General features: G+C 43.3%; 17 protein-coding genes and 2 pseudogenes. All 19 read right to left on the reverse strand.

Annotation, left to right across the window (positions count from 1 at the left end):
* Positions 1-79: 79 nt before the first annotated feature.
* Complete coding sequence (locus H9Q76_RS10225; protein WP_243100415.1) at positions 80-592, reverse strand: VanZ family protein; 513 nt, start codon at positions 590-592, stop codon at positions 80-82.
* Positions 593-658: 66 nt separating this feature from the next.
* Positions 659-1,156, reverse strand: coding sequence for a hypothetical protein (locus tag H9Q76_RS10230; protein ID WP_118671579.1), 498 nt, complete (start codon positions 1,154-1,156; stop codon positions 659-661).
* Between the two features lie 147 nt (positions 1,157-1,303).
* A pseudogene (locus H9Q76_RS14040) lies at positions 1,304-1,438 on the reverse strand (GyrI-like domain-containing protein); the annotation flags it as partial.
* Between the two features lie 8 nt (positions 1,439-1,446).
* Positions 1,447-1,953, reverse strand: coding sequence for a GNAT family N-acetyltransferase (locus tag H9Q76_RS13905; protein ID WP_118374119.1), 507 nt, complete (start codon positions 1,951-1,953; stop codon positions 1,447-1,449).
* Between the two features lie 821 nt (positions 1,954-2,774).
* Positions 2,775-4,301 (reverse strand): ribosomal protection-like ABC-F family protein, encoded by a 1,527-nt coding sequence (gene abc-f / locus H9Q76_RS10245; RefSeq protein ID WP_118374116.1) that lies wholly within the window; start codon positions 4,299-4,301, stop codon positions 2,775-2,777.
* Between the two features lie 336 nt (positions 4,302-4,637).
* Complete coding sequence (locus H9Q76_RS10250) at positions 4,638-4,883, reverse strand: hypothetical protein (protein ID WP_118374115.1); 246 nt, start codon at positions 4,881-4,883, stop codon at positions 4,638-4,640.
* A gap of 16 nt (positions 4,884-4,899) precedes the next feature.
* Positions 4,900-5,211 (reverse strand): annotated as a pseudogene (locus tag H9Q76_RS10255) (23S rRNA (uracil-5-)-methyltransferase RumA); the annotation flags it as partial.
* 134 nt (positions 5,212-5,345) lie between these two features.
* Positions 5,346-5,471 carry a TnpV protein gene (locus H9Q76_RS10260; RefSeq protein WP_243023035.1) on the reverse strand — a complete coding sequence of 42 codons (126 nt, stop codon included), beginning with the start codon at positions 5,469-5,471 and terminating at the stop codon, positions 5,346-5,348.
* Between the two features lie 28 nt (positions 5,472-5,499).
* Positions 5,500-7,383 (reverse strand): ABC transporter ATP-binding protein, encoded by a 1,884-nt coding sequence (locus H9Q76_RS10265; RefSeq protein WP_249321056.1) that lies wholly within the window; start codon positions 7,381-7,383, stop codon positions 5,500-5,502.
* On the reverse strand, positions 7,376-9,154 hold the full coding sequence (locus H9Q76_RS10270) for an ABC transporter ATP-binding protein (RefSeq protein WP_249321057.1): 1,779 nt from the start codon (positions 9,152-9,154) through the stop codon (positions 7,376-7,378). Before H9Q76_RS10270 ends, H9Q76_RS10265 begins: the two co-directional genes overlap by 8 nt.
* 336 nt (positions 9,155-9,490) lie before the next feature.
* Positions 9,491-9,961, reverse strand: coding sequence for a MarR family winged helix-turn-helix transcriptional regulator (locus H9Q76_RS10275; protein ID WP_249321058.1), 471 nt, complete (start codon positions 9,959-9,961; stop codon positions 9,491-9,493).
* A gap of 325 nt (positions 9,962-10,286) precedes the next feature.
* Positions 10,287-11,504, reverse strand: coding sequence for a magnesium transporter (mgtE, locus tag H9Q76_RS10280; RefSeq protein ID WP_118671580.1), 1,218 nt, complete (start codon positions 11,502-11,504; stop codon positions 10,287-10,289).
* Positions 11,505-11,838: 334 nt separating this feature from the next.
* Positions 11,839-12,330 carry a GNAT family N-acetyltransferase gene (locus H9Q76_RS10285; protein WP_118671581.1) on the reverse strand — a complete coding sequence of 164 codons (492 nt, stop codon included), beginning with the start codon at positions 12,328-12,330 and terminating at the stop codon, positions 11,839-11,841.
* 17 nt (positions 12,331-12,347) lie between these two features.
* Positions 12,348-13,640: a M20 metallopeptidase family protein gene (locus H9Q76_RS10290; protein ID WP_249321059.1), complete on the reverse strand. Its 1,293-nt coding sequence runs from the start codon at positions 13,638-13,640 to the stop codon at positions 12,348-12,350.
* A gap of 65 nt (positions 13,641-13,705) precedes the next feature.
* A complete protein-coding gene (gene gltS, locus H9Q76_RS10295) occupies positions 13,706-14,893 on the reverse strand; it encodes a sodium/glutamate symporter (protein WP_118374110.1) in 1,188 nt (395 codons plus the stop codon).
* A gap of 21 nt (positions 14,894-14,914) precedes the next feature.
* Positions 14,915-15,892 carry a TAXI family TRAP transporter solute-binding subunit gene (locus H9Q76_RS10300; RefSeq protein ID WP_118374109.1) on the reverse strand — a complete coding sequence of 326 codons (978 nt, stop codon included), beginning with the start codon at positions 15,890-15,892 and terminating at the stop codon, positions 14,915-14,917.
* A gap of 53 nt (positions 15,893-15,945) precedes the next feature.
* The gene (locus H9Q76_RS10305; protein WP_249321060.1) at positions 15,946-16,581 is read right to left on the reverse strand and encodes a methylated-DNA--[protein]-cysteine S-methyltransferase; all 636 of its coding nucleotides are present in this window, start codon (positions 16,579-16,581) and stop codon (positions 15,946-15,948) included.
* Positions 16,582-16,617: 36 nt separating this feature from the next.
* The gene (locus H9Q76_RS10310; protein ID WP_118374107.1) at positions 16,618-17,292 is read right to left on the reverse strand and encodes a DNA alkylation repair protein; all 675 of its coding nucleotides are present in this window, start codon (positions 17,290-17,292) and stop codon (positions 16,618-16,620) included.
* A gap of 199 nt (positions 17,293-17,491) precedes the next feature.
* Positions 17,492-18,820 (reverse strand): aspartate kinase, encoded by a 1,329-nt coding sequence (locus H9Q76_RS10315; protein ID WP_021986418.1) that lies wholly within the window; start codon positions 18,818-18,820, stop codon positions 17,492-17,494.
* Positions 18,821-18,941: the final 121 nt, after the last annotated feature.

Here is an 18,941-nt window from a genome sequence, read left to right on the forward strand (position 1 = left end):
AGATCAAAGGAAACCGTATTTCTACGATGTTTTTTGTTATTCAAATATCTGCTTTATGGATAGCAACAATTGGTATTTATCAGTTACTCATATCTTTTTTCTGTCTGATAAATTCTATATTATTTCTTTCTAAATCTTCAATAGTTATATCTCCATATTCTAAAGATGATTTTACAGTTTCTTGATAACCATTAGAATATATAACTATTACATATTTACTTTTTTCGCAAGGAAAATAATATATATATTCTTTATCTTCATAAAATTGTTCTAATGCAGTATTACAAGTAATATTTTCTTCTTTTGTTTTATCTATTATCTTTAAGTGTGTAAAAGTTTGACTATTTTTATCTATATACTTATTTTCGCTTATAAAAACAACTCCAATAATACAGATAATTGGTATTAAAATAATAATAATCTTTTTTACTAAATCTTTATAATCAATTTTATTTTTTTCTAAAAGAAATATGTTTCTTATTAATTGGTTGATTGATTTTATTCGCAATATACCAAACATAACTAACGCACCCATTACATTTAAAATCACATCATCAATATCGCAACAACCAGACATTGTAATAAATTGCAACAGTTCAATACCTATAACTATGCAAATCATTGTTACTAAAAAGTTTTTAAATTTCTTTTGTTTTTTTTATAATATTGGTAAGAAAAAGGCAAAAGGCATTAAAGCAACTGCATTTCCTAAAATATTATATATAAATATATATGGTGCAATATCTCCACTAATAAACTTTGTAATGTAACCAAATATTGTTTTAAATGGAATTAAATTAAATGAGTTAGACATATAACTTCTAAACAATTCACTATTCCAATTCAATATATTAAAATTTCCTCTAAAAAAGTAATCATCAAATAAGGTAAGTGTTGATAATAATATAATATATAAAATAAACCATATACCTATATTTATTTTTAAAACCTTATTCTTATATTTCTTATCTATATATTTTGTTAAAACTAAACCACCAAAATACATAAAAAGGCAACCTGATAGTAATAATACTATTCTTCCAGTTGGACTTAAACGTAATAATTCATTAAACTCTACACTAAAATAATATATCAAAATAAATATAGCAACTAAATATAATATTATGCTTAATATTAAACTTATTTTTTTCTTCATATATTAACACCTTTTTCTCAACACTAAATTACTTTTTTTATCGCTTTCAATTTAGTACATTATATCATATGTCACCACGCGTCAGCGTGATGACCTGCGCACGCATTATAGTGGCTCCACATTTTGACCCACCTACAAATCCATAAGCTACAATTTTTTAATCGGATGCCTGATTACCGTTTTCCACTTCTCCGGTGCAACTTTTCTAGTATCCGACATATAGATTTCATGATGAAGTCTTTTTTCAGTTATATCGTTTTGATATCCCTGTTCTTCCAAAAAGGCATCAATTATAATTCACATACCATAATATACTCTTCTTCGTTTTCATCAATGATTTGAAAACCCACATTCAGATACATCTTCACTGCATAATTTGCTTTTTGCACTGCCAAAGACGTTTTCCTGTAACCTCTGTCCATTAACTCTGCAAGCATCTGCTTCATAAGAGCAGTTCCGATACCCAATCCGCGGTATTCTTCATATAAAGATATTGCAAATGAGGGCACACCATCTTCTATGTGACCGTAATCATCCATGATACGAACCCATACTGCTCCTATAATATTGCGAAACAGCTTTTTGCCTCTTTCTTCCGCCTGCGGCTCCATCTCTGCCACAAAACAGATGTCACATTCCCTACTTCCGAATTTCTCCACATAAACCTGCAGTTCCGGCGCATTGATAATCTCTTTGGGCGGTGCTTCTACACCTTCCGGGATAAAAATCGCCTCATAGAGAAAATCATCCAAAACTTCATATTCATCGCTTGTTATTTTTCTGATTGTATAACTTATTTTCTCCGAAAAAGTAATTTTTGCAATAATCTTCTCAAGGTCATACTCTTTTGCCGGAAGAATTAACGCATGCTCTCCCAATACTTCTTTTATAATGGACAATTCTAACTCCTGTCTGTGCTTGAGATGATTAATCAAATCCTTCTCTCCACTATAACCATGCTTCTTTCCGTAAGGCGACTTTATGATGTAATCTAACATCAACTGGTACCATACCTCATTTCCTTCCTCATCACAACGCTCTCTTTGAATGATTTGAAGATTTTCTTCCAATCTATCGCTATAAAGATACAAAAGCAAAAAATTCTTTCTATCAAGAAGCAAAAACAATTCCCGATAAAACTCTATAATTTCTTCATCACTCAGCACATGAAACAGTATCATATCCTCCACTATGTTCTGAAAAAATGCACATTCAAACAGATATCCCGTTTCTGTAAAGTTGCGAAACCGATTGAAGATAATCTCCTTTAGCTCCGACAACGATTTTCGTCCATTATAGATTTCATAACATTCCAAATCTTTATAAAATCCCAGCACCTCAGTTTTAATCTTGGTATAAGTAACAATATAGTATTCCTGCTCTTTCATCGTATTTTTCAAAATCTCACTTTCAACTTCAGGATATTTTAACAATATCGCTTTATAATCCACCTCCGACATCCATGCACACCAAGCCAGATCCACCGGTGAATAATCCCCTTCCCTGCACACATGTAACTTCGGAAGCAACTTTGAAATTCCATTTATCAAAGTGCTTTTCCCCATACCTTGAATACCTTCTACAAAAATATTTGTCATAAGCCTAACCTCCTTTTCCTTTACAACTTCACCACTTGGGTTGCTATCTTTTCACAAAACTTCACATCATGTTCTACAAATAAAATGGTAGGCTCATACGCAAGAATCAGTTGCTCCAACTGCATACGTGAAAAGACATCAATATAATTTAAGGGTTCATCCCAGATATACAAATGTGCCGGTGTAAGCAAGCTTTTTGCCAATAGCACCTTTTTCTTCTGTCCTTCCGAATAATTCTCTATGCTTTTTGAAAACTGCGTCCTATCAAAGTCCAACTGCCGAAGGATAGAACAAAACAGACTCTTATTTAAATGATGTTCTTCGCAAAATTGTTCAATATCACCCTTTAATTCTTTTGTCTCCTGTCCCACATAAGAAATAATAAGTCCGCTTGCAACCTCGCATAATCCCTTTTCAGACACTTCCAAACGTTCTGTAGAAGAACCGGACTTTTGCAAAACCATTTTTATGAATGTGGATTTTCCGCATCCGTTCTCTCCCAACAAAACAATTCTGTCTCCTTTTTCAATCGAAAAAGACAGTCCTTCAAATAGCGGCTCTCTTCCGTCTTTGTATTGCAGACCGTACTCCTTCAGATTTACTAGAGTTTTTTTATGATGCGAAAGAGGAACCAGTTTCAATTCCACCGTCGATTCGATATCCTGTAAAAGTCCTTCCTTCTCCTCAATCTCCTTTTCAATCCGCATCTCCATCTGCTTTACTCGGCTCTGCATTTTTTTGGTTTTTGCACCAATGTAGCTTCGAGTACTCAAACACCTGTCATGCTCCTTTATGGGATCAAATCCAATCTTGGTACGTTCATTTTTATCCGCCCATCCCGAAACCCTGTCTGCAGCCTCATTTAGTTTTCTGATTTCCTTCCTGTGCTTCTCATTCTCCGCTATAGCAAATTGATCTTTTCGCCGTTTGTTCTCCCACCAAGTCGAGAAATTACCCTGCTGCACCTCAATGCTGTTCCGATTTAACACCAGACAATGATTCGTACATGCATCCAATAAATCTCTGTCATGAGAAACCAATATAAACCCCTTCTTACCGACCAGATAATTCTTAACAATCTCTCTGGAATTTTTATCAAGATGATTGGTAGGTTCATCTACCAGCAAAAAATCATTTTCCTCAGAAAACAGAATCGCAAGCATAGCCTTCGTACGTTCTCCCGGACTCAAGGTTTTAAAAGGCCTATAAAGGATATCTGCATTTTCCGACAATTTTTCAAGTTCACAAATCACCTTCCACAGCTCACAACTCGGCTTTAACTCATCCATAAATTCTGCAATCGGGTTTTCCATTTTTTCTTCTGCAATCTCATAGGGAAAGTAATCAAATCTCGTGGTCGTATGAATAGAACCGCTAAACTCATACTTTCCAAGCAGTAATCTCAAAAATGTAGTTTTCCCTTTCCCGTTTCTCCCAATAAAGCCCAGTTTCCAATTCGTATCAATAGAAAATGAAACCTTCTCAAACACATTATCATAACTACCCTCGTAGCCAAAAGTAAGATTATTTACACTAATTTGTGACATATACATTCCTCCTCTCAGGGTTCCGTAATCAAGCTGGCTTTGGCAACAAAAAAAACGGAACCGCTTGTTGCCAAACAGTCCCGTTACGTACTATAACCTCATGAATTTAATAAAAGCAGGATATATACCTGTCACTTTATACTTTTGCACACAAAAAGAGAGGTTATGAGAACATAATCCACTTTTGGCAACATGACAAACAATATGAGCCTTTTTGCTCATACCAAAAAAACATTCATGTAATCAAAAGTAAACTATCTTCTCATCTTTTCACCTCTCTCCTTAAGATGCTTTTATCCTAGCATTGTGAAGCAGGAATGTCAAGATAGGATTTTCCTAATTCAACTCATTCCACACATCCACATAATCCTGCAATCCACCCGGTCGCATGGCAAAACTCACATAACTAGCCGGTTCCTCTCTTGCAAGTCTGGCAAGAATTCCGGCATCATTCGGTTCCTCAAACACAACCTGCGTTTCTGCCTTATCGCAATCAATTATAAGTTCCTTGCCACCCATATCTGTTATTACAACAGAATTTCTGCTACCATCGTAATGATACAATGTATAATTTAGTGCCATGTAACCACCTCGCTATCTAAATCATCCCAAAATGCTCCAACGCATCTCTTATCGCCTTTTCTTTTTCCATCGGACACTGTGGCTGTCTACTATCTTCGGACTTTGGCAGATTGTAATTCATTCCAACCTCTATTCCACATTTCCCTTTTACCTGTGAAATATACAGGTTAGAAACCTTCAAACCATGCTCTTTTAAGACATACTCCTTAATCTCCTCATAAGTCGCCTTACTTTCCGCACTGGTCAAATCCAGCTCGTCCAACTCTATCTCAACCTCAATCCTGTCATCCGGTTTTTGTTGGGACAAGAGAACGACCGTCTCAGCGTGCTTCATTATATCACACCTTTGTGAACTTTTCTGCCACTTCCATTACACTCACAACTTAATGACTTCTTGAATACTTCCCGAAAAAGAAAACTGCCATCAGTTAAGACAGCAGTTCCTTTTCGGTTGGTATGCTATTAAGAATACACAATTTCGTTCAATACAATCTCATCTGCACAGGCTCGAATGTTATTCATCAATCCTATCCATCGCATCATATCCTCCGCTTTCAGTTGTTCCGTCACACCTTGTTTTCTTGCCATTTCCTTTATCAGATACTCCGCCATATTCCTACGCCAGCACTGCATTTCCGGTATACAACTGGTAATATCTGCCCTTCTTTTCAAGAAGTTCTTCGTGCGTTCCACGTTCAATGATTCGTCCCTGTTCGAGTACCATGATACAGTCGCTGTTTTGGATCGTGGACAACCGATGTGCGATTACAAATGTCGTTCTTCCATGCATCAGCTTGTCCATACCATCCTGTACCAGCCGCTCGGTTCTTGTATCAATCGAACTTGTTGCTTCATCCAGAATAAGCGCCGGCGGATCGGCGATGGCTGCCCGCGCGATGGCAAGAAGCTGACGCTGTCCCTGACTTAAGTTTGCGCCGTCGCCAGTCAGAACGGTATCATAGCCCTGCGGCAGACGACGGATAAACCCATCAGCATTCGCAAGCTTTGCGGCTGCCTCGACCTCTTCGTCCGTCGCATCGAGCCGTCCATAGCGGATATTTTCCCGCACGCTCATACTGAACAAATGCGTATCCTGCAATACGATACCAAGTGATCTTCGCAGATCCGCTTTCTTGATCTTGTTAATATTGATGCCATCATACCGGATCTTTCCATCCTGAATATCGTAGAACCGATTGATCAGATTCGTGATCGTCGTCTTTCCGGCACCGGTCGAACCGACGAACGCAAGCTTCTGTCCCGGCTGTGCAAACATCGAAACATTGTGCAGCACAATCTTATCATCGGTATATCCGAAGTCCACGTCGTCAAATACGACGTCACCTTTCAGCTCCACATATGTGGTTGGATCGCCATTTGTATGCTTGTGCGCCCACGCCCAGAGTCCGGTACGCTTCTCACTTGGCACAAGCTGTCCATTTTCGCGCTTTGCATTCACAAGCTCGACATAGCCCTCGTCCACTTCCGGCTCCTCGTCCAGCAAATTGAAGATTCGCTCCGCTCCGGCAAGTGCCATTACGATTGCATTGATCTGCATACTGATCTGGTTGATTGGCATGTTGAAGTTCTTGTTGAACGTCAGGAAGCTCGCCAGACCGCCCAGCGTGAATCCGCCGACATTTCCAATCGCCAGTACACCACCGACGATCGCACAGAGCACGTAGCTGATATTTCCAAGCTGCGCGTTGATCGGTCCTAAAATATTCGAATAGTTATTTGCCTTGTAGGAGCTCTCGCACAAAGCATCATTCAGCTTGTCAAATGCTTCCTTGCTCTCCTCTTCGTGACAGAACACCTTGACTACGCGCTGTCCCTGCATCATCTCCTCGATATAACCATTGACCGTACCGATATCTTTCTGCTGCGCAATGAAATGCTTCGCGGATAGACCACCGATTTTTCTTGTCAACACCAGCATGATGCCAACCATGAAAAATGTCAGTGCCGTAAGTGGAATGTTCAGCATGAACATACAGACGGTCGTACTGATAATCGTAATCGCACTGTTGAAAAGCTGTGGCATTGACTGGCTGATCATCTGTCGCAGCGTATCAGTATCATTTGTATACATGGACATGATATCGCCGTGCGCATGGGTGTCGAAATATTTGATTGGAAGCTGCTCCATCTTCGTGAACATTGCATCACGGAATGTTTTCAGCATGCCCTGTGTGACATTAACCATGATCCGGTTATAGGAATACGAAGCAATAATTCCGATTCCATAGAAGCATGCAACACGTCCGATTGCATGAAGCAATGGGGTGTAATTCTTCGTCTCACTCTTTAACAGCGGTGTGATATAGTCGTCGATCAACCGCTGCATAAACATCGTTCCCTGTACGTTTGCAAGAACGTTGATGATGATACAGATTGCAACGATAATAATTGCTGCGCCATAATGCTTCATCAGCATTCCCATCAACCGCTTCAGAAGTCTGCCCGGATTCTCCGGTCCTTTTCCTCTTTGATTACGCATGCTGGCTCACCTCCTTCGTCGCAACAGGCGCCTCGTCAAAATCTCCGCCGACACCATTTTGTGACTCATATACTTCACGGTAAATATCATTTCCAGCGAGCAACTCTTCGTGCGTTCCAATGCCGTTAATCTCGCCCTCATGCATGACGATAATCCGATCCGCATGCTCCACACTGGAGATACGCTGCGCAATGATGATCTTCGTTGTGTTCGGAATCTCGGTTGCAAATGCGACGCGGATCTTCGCATCCGTTGCCGTATCAACCGCACTCGTCGAATCATCTAAGATCAGAATCTTCGGATTCTTCAGGAGCGCACGTGCAATACACAGACGCTGCTTTTGTCCACCAGACACATTCGAACCACCCTGCTCGATATATGTGTTGTAGCCATCCGGCATCTTCTCGATGAATTCATCGGCGCAGGCAAGCTCACACGCACGTCTGCACATCTCGTCTGTAGCATCCTTGTCACCCCAGCGAAGGTTCTCGTAGATCGTTCCGCTGAACAAGGTATTCTTCTGCAATACAACCGCAACTTCATTTCGAAGTGTCTCCATGTCGTAATCCCTGACATCCTTGCCGCCAACCCTGACGCTGCCCTTCGACACATCATACAGACGGCTGATCAGGCTGACAAGGCTCGTCTTCGCGCTACCGGTTCCGCCGATGATGCCAATCGTCTCACCTGATTTGATTGCTACATTGATATCCTTTAATACGAAATCCTTCGCCATCTCCTTGTAACGGAAATATACATGATCGAACTCCACGCTTCCGTCCACTACTTCCATATCCGGCTGTTCCGGATTCTTCAAGGTCGTATCCTCGTTGATAACCTCTGCGATACGTCTCGCGCTCGCCATACTCATACTGATCATGACAAATACCATCGAAAGCATCATCAGGCTCATCAGGATATTCATACAGTATGCAAGCAGACTCATCAGGTTGCCTGTGGTAAGCATATCACTCACGATCATATGCGCACCGACCCAGCTGATCAACAGGATGCAGCTATACACCGTGAACATCATGACCGGCATATTGCAGGCGATGATGCTCTCTGCCCGCACAAACATGTTGTAAAGCTTCGCGCTTGCCTGTGCGAATTTATTTGTCTCATACTCCTCGCGGACATATGCCTTAACGACCCGGATTGCAGATACATTCTCCTGCACGCTGGCATTTAAGTCGTCGTACTTCTCAAATACAATATTGAAATATTTATTTGCCTTGCGGATAATGAACTGTAATACGAGTGCCAGCAAAATAACTGCAACCAGGTAAATGCTTGCGATTCTTGCATTGATCAAAAATGCGGCTACCATCGCGCAGATCATGCTCGCCGGGGCACGCATACCCATACGCAGGATCATCATGTAGGAGTTCTGCACATTCGTCACATCGGTCGTCATACGAGTCACCAGTCCGGCGGTACTGTACTTGTCAATGTTTGTAAATGAAAATGTCTGGATATTATAATACATCGCCTGCCGCAGATTCTTAGCGAACCCGGCAGATGCATATGCACCGTAACGGCCTCCCATAAGTCCCGCAAATAGTCCGACTGCCGCTGCCACGATCATCCATGCACCGACTACGCAGATATGGTGGATATCGCCGCCCGGCACATTGACGCCATCGTCAATGATGGATGCCATCAGGAACGGGACGAGTGTTTCCATCAGAACTTCCAGCAGCATAAACAGTGGGGTTGCGATGGACGCGGCTTTGAATTCTTTGATTTGTTTTCCTAACGTCTTTAACATGTTGTCTCCTTTCTTATGCTTCAATTTCGTCCATGATGCATTTGTATATATGTCTATATTCAATTCTGGTAATATATGATGTATTGAAACTAAGAAGTGCTAGATGTTCTGATTCACACAGAACTCCTGCACGCAACCGCCGCCAATTCGCCATCCGTGGCTCAATGGCGGCTTGTTTGAACATCGTGTTCAAACATTGCTGATTACTTACAGAACATCAAGTACTTCTAAGTTCCAAACATATCTATATTTCCAGAATTGAATATGGACATTTACAAATTGCATCATGTCGCTCACTCTCTTAATCATAGGAAAGCAAGCCAAGTGACCTTCTGGTTACTTACAGGCTTGCTTGATTTCTGGTGCTCCAAGGCTTATCAATTCGGCCCCAAGCTTATCTGTAATCAATAAAAACTGTGTGATTTCTTCCTCCGATAAGCAGTCGCTCAAACGCTGCTCCATCTGCATCACGCGTGTATGGATTTTTGCTTCGAGTGCCTGCCCTGCTTCGGTCAGTTCCAGTTTCTTCAGGCGTGCATCTCTGGCAACGCTGGAGCGCCTGATAAGTCCGTTCTTCTCCATCGCCTGTAACGTCTGGGTGACGGTAGACCGGCGCAGATAGAAGAATTCTTCCACATCCTTCTGATATACTTCTGTCTTCTTACTGAATTCAGAAATGTAATGCAGGATCCGGCTCTGCGAACCACTGATGCCTTCCACTTCCGCTGCCTGATGCAGATAATGCTTCACCTGATTTGATAATATGATGATCTGATTTCCCAGATGATCGTGTTTCCAATCGTCCATGAATTCCCTCCCTTAGTAGTATCTTCCCAACGCTCTGTATTGCAACAGATTGTCTGCGCCATACAGCCTGTTTCATCTACATATAACAGATCTATATAGTCTCTAATTTCATTTTCAAATGATATCCCTATCATCCTCATTTTATTAGATAAAAAAGTTCGGTTATGAATTGTTCGCAATCAAACAATTCATAACCGAACTATATTTTAACATGCATAAAATATTTTTCAAGCAATTCGCTTTTTACTTTTTTCATTTATTTGACTATTTGACGTCTTGTAATAAAAGCATATAAACTCCTAAATCCATTTCTCTTACCGCATTCCTACGAAACAATCTGCATGATCTGGATCAAGAACAACCATGCCAGTCCATAGTACGTTACGACTGCTACAAGGTCATTGACCGTTGTAATCAGTGGCCCGGATGCAACTGCCGGATCAATCTTGATTTTGTGGAAGAAAATCGGAATCAAGGTTCCAACCAGACTCGAAATCACCATGGCAACCATCAGTGATACACCTACGCAACCGGAAATCAGGAATGCATGCAGCCATGCATTGTGCTTGAAGCAGGCGATGTAGATACCAATAAATACAAATGCCAGAGAGCCGAGCAACAAGCCATTTACAAAACCGACCTTCATCTCCTTCCATACGAGATGCAGCTTCTGTTTACCAGTCAGGTTCTCATCCATCAATACACGAATCGTAACCGCCAGCGACTGTGTTCCAACATTCCCTGCCATGTCCAGAATCAACGACTGGAAGCACATCACAATCGGAAGCACAGCGACAACCGCTTCAAAAGCTCCTACAACGGAAGACACACCCATGCCAAGGAACAATAAGATGATCAGCCATGGCAATCGTTTCTTCATGCTTTCCTTTGTAGTTTCTCTCAAATCCTCCTCGTCTGTCAAACCAGCGAGTTTTGCGTAATCCTCGCTCATCTCATCATCGACAGCCTCCACGACATCCTGTGCGGTGATAACACCGAGTAATTCCTTTGTCTCAGATAAAACCGGAATGGAATCCTCTGCGTAATCCACCAGTTCGTCAATACAATCTTCAATCTTCTCATGATCAGTCACGAACGGATACGTCGTATTGATGATAGATTCCAGTGTATCATTTTCTCTGGCGACGATCAGATCCTTCAGGTCAATCGCGCCATAGTATTTATCGGATTCGTCTAATACATAGACCGTTCCGATATTATCATTTTCACCTGCCTGTGAAACCAGCTCGCGCATTGCCTGCCGGATATCTATGCCTCTGCGGATGGCGATATAATTCGTCGTCATACGACTACCCATCTCGTCTTCCTCGTAGGAGAGGATCATCTGGATATCATTTCCGGCATCCTCAGGGAGCATATCCACAACCTGCTTTTTCGTTGCATCATCGACCTCGTCCAAGACATCGACCGCATCGTCGACTTCCATCAGGGAGAGTACCTTTGCTGCCTCCTGCAGATTCTTATCCCGCAAATGCTTCTTTGACTGCGCTGTATAATTTTTTCTTTTCATCCATTTCTTCATTGTCTTCTACCTCCTTATTCCGGGGCATAAAAATACCACCGTCTTTCATACGGTGGTTCAGACAACAGAAAACTAAACGCAGTTATATCGTCATATATAAAATGAGACTATATCCAAACTGCGTTCGTATATCCATATGTCTTCCACCGCGTATCGCTCGACTCGTACTATCGCAACCGTCCATAGTCTCACCTCCATAATTTTTATTCTATTCGCAGCTTTATCACTGCCAGATCTTCCTAAACCATATTTCGTCATGATTCTACTCGACCTGTGGTGTAGTCTACCCCATTTTCCCGGGTTCGTCAACCAAGTTTACAAGCTTTTAACAATTTTACAGCTCATGATAATATGGGCAGATATCCTCATAACTCCCATCATTCATGCGGAAGCCACCCGGTATCGTGCCAAGCTGTTTAAATCCAAGCCGCTCATACAGGTGTCGTGCATGCACATTACTTGCGACAACCGCATTGAACTGTAAGACACGGTAACCATGTGCCTTGCCCTGCGCCAGACAGTCAGACACCAGCTTCTCGCCGATATGCAATCCTCTTGATTCCCGGTCGACCGCATAGCTGGCATTGCAGATGTGTCCACATCGTCCAACATTGTTCGGATGCAGGATGTACATGCCGTAGATTCTGCCTGTGTCCGTATCCTCTGCAACTCCGCAATATGTCTGCTCTGCGAAAAATGCGGTTCCTGACTCCGGTGTCAGACATTCCTCCTGCGGAAATGCCACGCCATCTTCGACAACCTGGTTCCAGATCGTCACCATCGCCTCGATGTCATTGTCTGTATATGCTCTTACTTCGATATTCATGGTTTTATTCTTCTTTCCTATATCAATCCCACAAGCATTGCAACCGCGGTCTTCATAATCTCATCCGGGAATTCATACTCCGCTGTATGAAGCTGTGCATGATCTTCGCCATCGCCCACACCGAAGAATGCCCCCGGTACTTCCTGCAGATAATATCCAAAATCTTCCGACCATCGCATCGGCTGTGCAAGCTCTGTCACAGGGAATTGTAATTTTTCTGCACACGCAAAAAGCTTATCTACATTTGCATCGTGATTCTCCGTTGCAGGAAACCGCTCGATTTCCTCTATGGCTATAGTAAGCTGATTTTCTTCTGCAAGTGTCGCAGCCAGAGCTTTAATCTCATTCACATATGTGTCAAATGCATCTTCCTTTTCTGCGCGCACCGTAAGCCGCAACGTACCTTCAAATGCTGATACGCCATAATTTGCACTGCCAACATCCGCCCCGATCACAGTCATACGAACGAAATTACCCCGCACTTGCATCTCCTTCGTGATCCGCTCGATCTCAAGCAGAAGCTTCGCCATCGGAATAGCCGGATTCCTGCCTGCTTCCGGGTATGCTGCATGGCTTGGTGTTCCGGTCATACGAATCGAAAGCCCGGTCGATGCACATGCAAATGTTCCCTTGCGAAGCAATACCTGGTTCTTCGGATAGCCGGGAATATTATGCAATCCGTATATCTCTCCAATCTGCTTTTCCGTAAGTAATTCCTTACAGATCTTCGCGCCCGCGCCAATCTCCTCGCCCGGCTGAAAGATCAGATATACATCACGTTCTGGCAATTCTTCCTGCTTTGAAAGATACAACGCTACACCACACAGAATGCTGCTATGCCCATCATGTCCGCAGTAGTGTCCCGGTTTCCCATCCTTTCCACATACCGCATCCATATCCGCCCGGAACGCAATCGGTGCTTTCCCGCTTTCTTTCTCCGCTTTCTTCACGGCATAAAACCATACGCCTTTATCTACAACCTCAAACGTTGTATGGCGCTTTATAAATTCCTGCAATATATGCCGGGTCTTTTCTTCCTGCATGGAAGGCTCCGGATTCTCGTGGAGCTTCTTGCGCAGACTGTGAATCATATCAGAAAGCTCTTTATATCTTGTGATATGAACCTCCGGAATTGCAACATCCGCAAATGTTACAACCTCTTCCCCCATCTCTCTGTCCGCATCCGGATGCTTATGTTCCACATTTCCTTGACCATGCGCATTTCCTCCAATATGCACTTCCGGGATTGCCAGATTATCAAATGCAAGATTAAATTTTGTTTTTTCCTTCTTCTCTTTCTTGTCCTTCATGTGATTCCTCCAACCTTATCTCCATTTCAAGATAAGGCTTTCTTCCAAATATTCGTCTCACTGCACTATATAATATTGATGAACAACGTAATCACCAGACTGTTAATGAAGTCCGCAAACAAACTTCCGATCAACGGTACAAGCAGATACGCTTTGACCGATGGTGCATAGCGGTCACAAAGTACCTGCATGTTCGCCATTGCATTCGGTGTCGCACCCATACCGAATCCGCATGTTCCCGCCGCAAGCACTGCCGCGTCGTAATCCTTTCCCATCACACGAAATACTACAAAATATGTGTACAAGAATATAAGCAGAAGCTGAGCGCCAAGCAAGATCATAAGCGGTAATGCAAGCTCCGCAAGCTGCCACAGCTTCAATGTGATCATCGCAATTCCAAGGAAAAGCGACAAACAAATACCACCCAGATTATTGATCTCACCCATATAGATGTCAAATTTTCCGGAATACTCGCCGACATTTCGAACAATCGCCGCGACGATCATGGCTCCGATATAGATAGGAAATGTAAGTCCCGTCTTCGTCAGAAGCTCAGAAATAATCGTACCAAGTCCGACTGCCAGAATCAGCTGAAACACAGCTGCTGCATACATATTCGAATGTCTCTCATGCTTCTTTTCTTCCTCAATCAACAGGCTGTCATCCTCTGTCACGATTGTATCAAGCAAATGCTTCTTCTCAATCAGACGTTTACCGATCGGTCCACCGATCAGGCTTCCCGCCACCAGACCGAAGGTTGCCGCTGCCGTACAGATTGTCGTTGCACCCTGTACATTAAAATCCTCAAGCACCGGACCGAATGCGCCTGCTGTTCCATGTCCACCAACCATGGGAATAGATCCAGTACAAAGCCCGACCAGCGAGTCAAGCCCAATCAGATGTGACACGCCGACTGCCAGTAAATTCTGCATGAAAATCAGGGCAATGACTAATCCAAGGAAGATTGCAAGTGCCTTTCCTCCACTCTTTAGCACCTTCAGATTCGCCTGGAATCCCACCGACGTAAAGAAGAATACCATACAGACTTCCCGAAGCGTATCATCAAATGTAAATTCCACCACCCCTGTGCTATATAAAACACAAGTCAGTACCGAAAAAATCAAACCACCGACCACCGGAGATGGGATACAGAACTTTTCCAGGAAATTTATTTTCTGTTTCAAGAATTGTCCAAGCATCAGCACCACGACCGAAAGTGCCAATGTCTGATACATATCAATTTGTATTTCCATGTAAAATGGTTCTCCTATCTGTTAATTTTCTTTTGCATCCACCGTGATGCCCTGTGATGCATAATATGCTTTTGCCCCCGGATGGAACGGAATCTGCACACCATCCACAGCCGCATTTACATCCGCGATTTCCTTTAACGAAGTTGCATACTCAATCTCTGTTGCATGTGCAAAAAGCTGCCTTGTAAGTTTTTCGGCTGTCTCATCAGACATCTTCTCACTCGCAAGCAACAGCGCCTTGACACCGACCGTTGCCACCTGCTCTGTCTGTCCATTGTAAGTGTTCGCCGGAATCTCACACGTTTCATACGATGAATATGCAAGCTTCAGCTTATCCACGGTCTTCGCATCGACCGGAATAAGCGCAATTTCACAGCTATCTGCAAGCTCCGCAATCACATTGGTCTGCACACCGCCTGTATAAAACATCGCGTCAATCTCGCCGCTTTTGAGCTTCTCTGCTGCCTCAATATACGTCAGGTTGACCGTCTCTGTAATCGGAGAAGCAAGTCCACTCACCTGTAAAATCTGCAATGCGTTCCGCTCAGTTCCGGACTCTGCTTCACCGATACTTACCGTCTTTCCCTGCAGATCATCTAAGCTTTTGATTCCGGAATCCTTGCGTACAACAATCTGGCACGCCTCGGTATAAAGGCCTGCCAGTACGCGGTATCCCTGATAGGATTCCCCTTTTTCATCCGTTCCATAATACGCGGCTGTGGCAAGATCGGCCTGCGCAATTGCCACGTCTACATATCCCTCGGACAGCAGCCGCAGGTTCGCCATCGAACCGGCCGTTGATTTTATATTGAATTTCATTTTCGCATCCTCTGCATTTGCAAGCTGTGTATATGCCGTCGCAAACGCATAATATCCGCCACCAACGCCTGCCGCACCGAACCGGATCGTATCCTGCCGCACATTACAGCCGGTCAGACTTACGCACCCGACGGTAAATGCCAACAGCGCCACTGCTATCTTCTTTATCTTATTCTTCAAACTGTTCCACTCCTTTCCTGGTATTGCCCCCTCAACCCCCTATTCTTCATTCTTTAATTCTCCGGTAGTTTCATTCCATACGTTTCAAGATCCACGCGTCCGTCCACGACCATAATTCCATCTGCCGCAAGCAGTTGCTCCTGTACATTCGCACCGCCAAACGCGAACACTCCGGCAAGCTCGCCCTTCGCATTTACCACGCGATAACATGGGATATGCTCCGGATCCGGATTCCTGTGCAGTGCATTTCCGACTGCACGCGCCATCTTCTTATCCCCGGCAAGCTCTGCGACCTGTCCGTATGTTGCTACCTTTCCACGCGGAATCTTCTTCACTGCCTCATAGATCCGCTTCGACGGGCTATCGGTAACAAGCCGGTAACTCTCTGCAATCATTTCCCGCACTGCATCGTCCGGGACACTTCCATCTAAGATAATCGTGTTCCAATGCTCCCGGTTCTGATGCCACCCCGGTAGAACCGACTCGAAGGCATCCCGCCAGTAATCACGCCACTCCGGGTCTACCTTAACATTCAGATTCATATATCCATTCCGTTCATATGTCCATATAAACGCTTTCCTGCTGCCCTTCACACGTACCAACTGCCAGTTATCATCATGAAACGGGGCGTCCTGATATGTGTCCGGAAAGGACAGCGCAAACGCTAAGACTTCTTCTCTTGTCTGCATCTTCCCTGCCTCCATACTTTTTATTATAGTACACGCTTACCGGAATGTCTTCAAGTACACCTTTTGCTCATCCGTAATCCGGTAGCTCTCCACCGCCTTCTGAATCGTCTTTCTGTGCACCCACGGTGATAATCTCCGCTCTTCGATATATGGGATACACATCTCCCACTGCTTGGCAAGTGCGGTTGCAAAATACCACGCGATCATCATATTCACATAATATTCCTCCGATGTGACCGACGCAACCATCACCGGATATTCTGGCTTAAAATCCTCATCTAAGTATAACCGCATCAAAAGTCCTATGCCATAGCGGATCGTGTAAGTCTCCCCGGATGCAAGAAATGTGTGGATCTCCGGAAGCAGTTCCTCCTTATGTTTCGCAAAACATTTCGGAACCGGAAAATCACATGTCGCCCAGTTGTCAACGTATGGCAGCATGCGCTTTACCTCATATAAACACTGCGCATAGTCCCTGATGCCACCGATCAGCATCATGTGCAGATTATTTTCTTCATAGTAGGTATGTGGCAGCTCCTGCAAAAATGCTTCCGCACCATCCTCTTTCGCAAACGCCTTCGCAAAGTTCCGCAACACCGGTGTCCGGATTCCGATCACATGTGCCGGTTCAATATTCGGTATCAATTTTGAGTGGAACGCCTGATACTTTTTATCCTGCAATTCAAACAATCTTCGCTGTAGCTCTGTCATATCTTTTGTCTCCCGATTTATATGCTGTATAAACTGTACCATAAATAAAAAGAACCGTCTATATCTGGATGTCCCTCTGTTTACATAATCCGGCGCTGTCTCCTGACAGAAAACCATGAAAAAATCGGGCAGAATACCTCCTGCCCGACTTATAACCAATATCATCCGCCTACCGGCCCAATGAATTGCATTTATAGAATTAGTTCTTCTTTTTATCTACAATAAATGTATCATAAATTGCCCTGATTGCCGGCTCAAAGTCTTTGTTTCTGACACCGATAATAATATTCAGCTCAGAAGAACCCTGATCGATCATCTTGATATTGATTCCATCCTTTGCAAGTGCACTGAATAACTTACCAGCAGTACCACTTGCGGACTTCATACCACGTCCAACGACTGCAATCAGCGCAAGTCCTGACTCAATCTCAACTGAATCCGGCTTTGCCAGACGATGGATTGCAGATACCACCCGCTGCTCCTTGTGCATGAATTCATCCTCATGAACAACAATCGTCATAGTATCGATACCGGATGGCATATGCTCAAACGAAATCTCATTTTCTTCAAAAGCCTGAAGTACTTTTCTTCCAAAGCCTATCTCGGAATTCATCATTGCCTTGGAGATAAATATCGTACAGAAATCCTTCTTACCTGCGATACCTGTCACAACATAATCCTGCTTCTGGCATGTGCTCTCAACAATCCATGTACCCGGATCTTCCGGTACATTTGTATTCCGGATATTGATCGGTATACCACAGTTACGGACAGGGAAAATCGCATCTTCGTGCAGAACCGATGCTCCCATATAAGAAAGCTCACGAAGCTCTCTGTAAGTAATATATTTAATCGGCTTTGGATTCGGAACGATACGTGGGTCTGCTACAAGGAAACCGGACACATCTGTCCAGTTCTCGTACACATCTGCCTGACTTGCCTGTGCAACGATAGATCCTGTCACATCCGAACCGCCACGGGAAAATGTCTTGACATTCCCATCTTTGCCAAGTCCGTAAAATCCGGGAACAACTGCACGTGGTGCCTTCGACAGTCTCTCACTAAGAACCTTCTCTGTCTTATAGCTGTTGAGATTTCCTTCTGCATTGAAGAAAATCACCTCTGCGGCATCAATAAATTCAACACCAAGATATGCAGCCATAATCTTACCATTCAAAAATTCTCCTCTGGACGCTGCATAATCAACCTGTGGATTCTCGACCAGCTTCTTTGTGATCTCTTCAAAATCCTTATCCAGCGAGAAATCTTTCAGCGCAAGCCCTGTGATAATCTCATCATATCTTGCCTTGATTGCCTTCATCTCTTCCGTAATATCTTCCCCTGCTTTTGCTGTCTCATACACATGGAGAAGCATATCTGTTACCTTCGTATCTTCCGGAAATCTCTTCCCCGGTGCAGATGGAACAACATAGACGCGACTCTCATCAGCTGAAATGATCGCCCCAACCTTCTTGAACTGTTCCGCACTTGCCAATGAACTACCACCGAATTTTACAACTTTCTTCATAATCTTCCATATATCCTTTTTGGTTTAGTATTTTGATATTTTGTATTTTATACACTTTTCAACAATATAGCAAGAGATAATTCTACATCTTCTCTTTTATTTTCCTTCTGTTTTTTTCTCC

The organism is Wujia chipingensis (assembly GCF_014337155.1).
In the GTDB taxonomy this organism is placed as follows: domain Bacteria; phylum Bacillota; class Clostridia; order Lachnospirales; family Lachnospiraceae; genus Coprococcus_C; species Coprococcus_C hominis.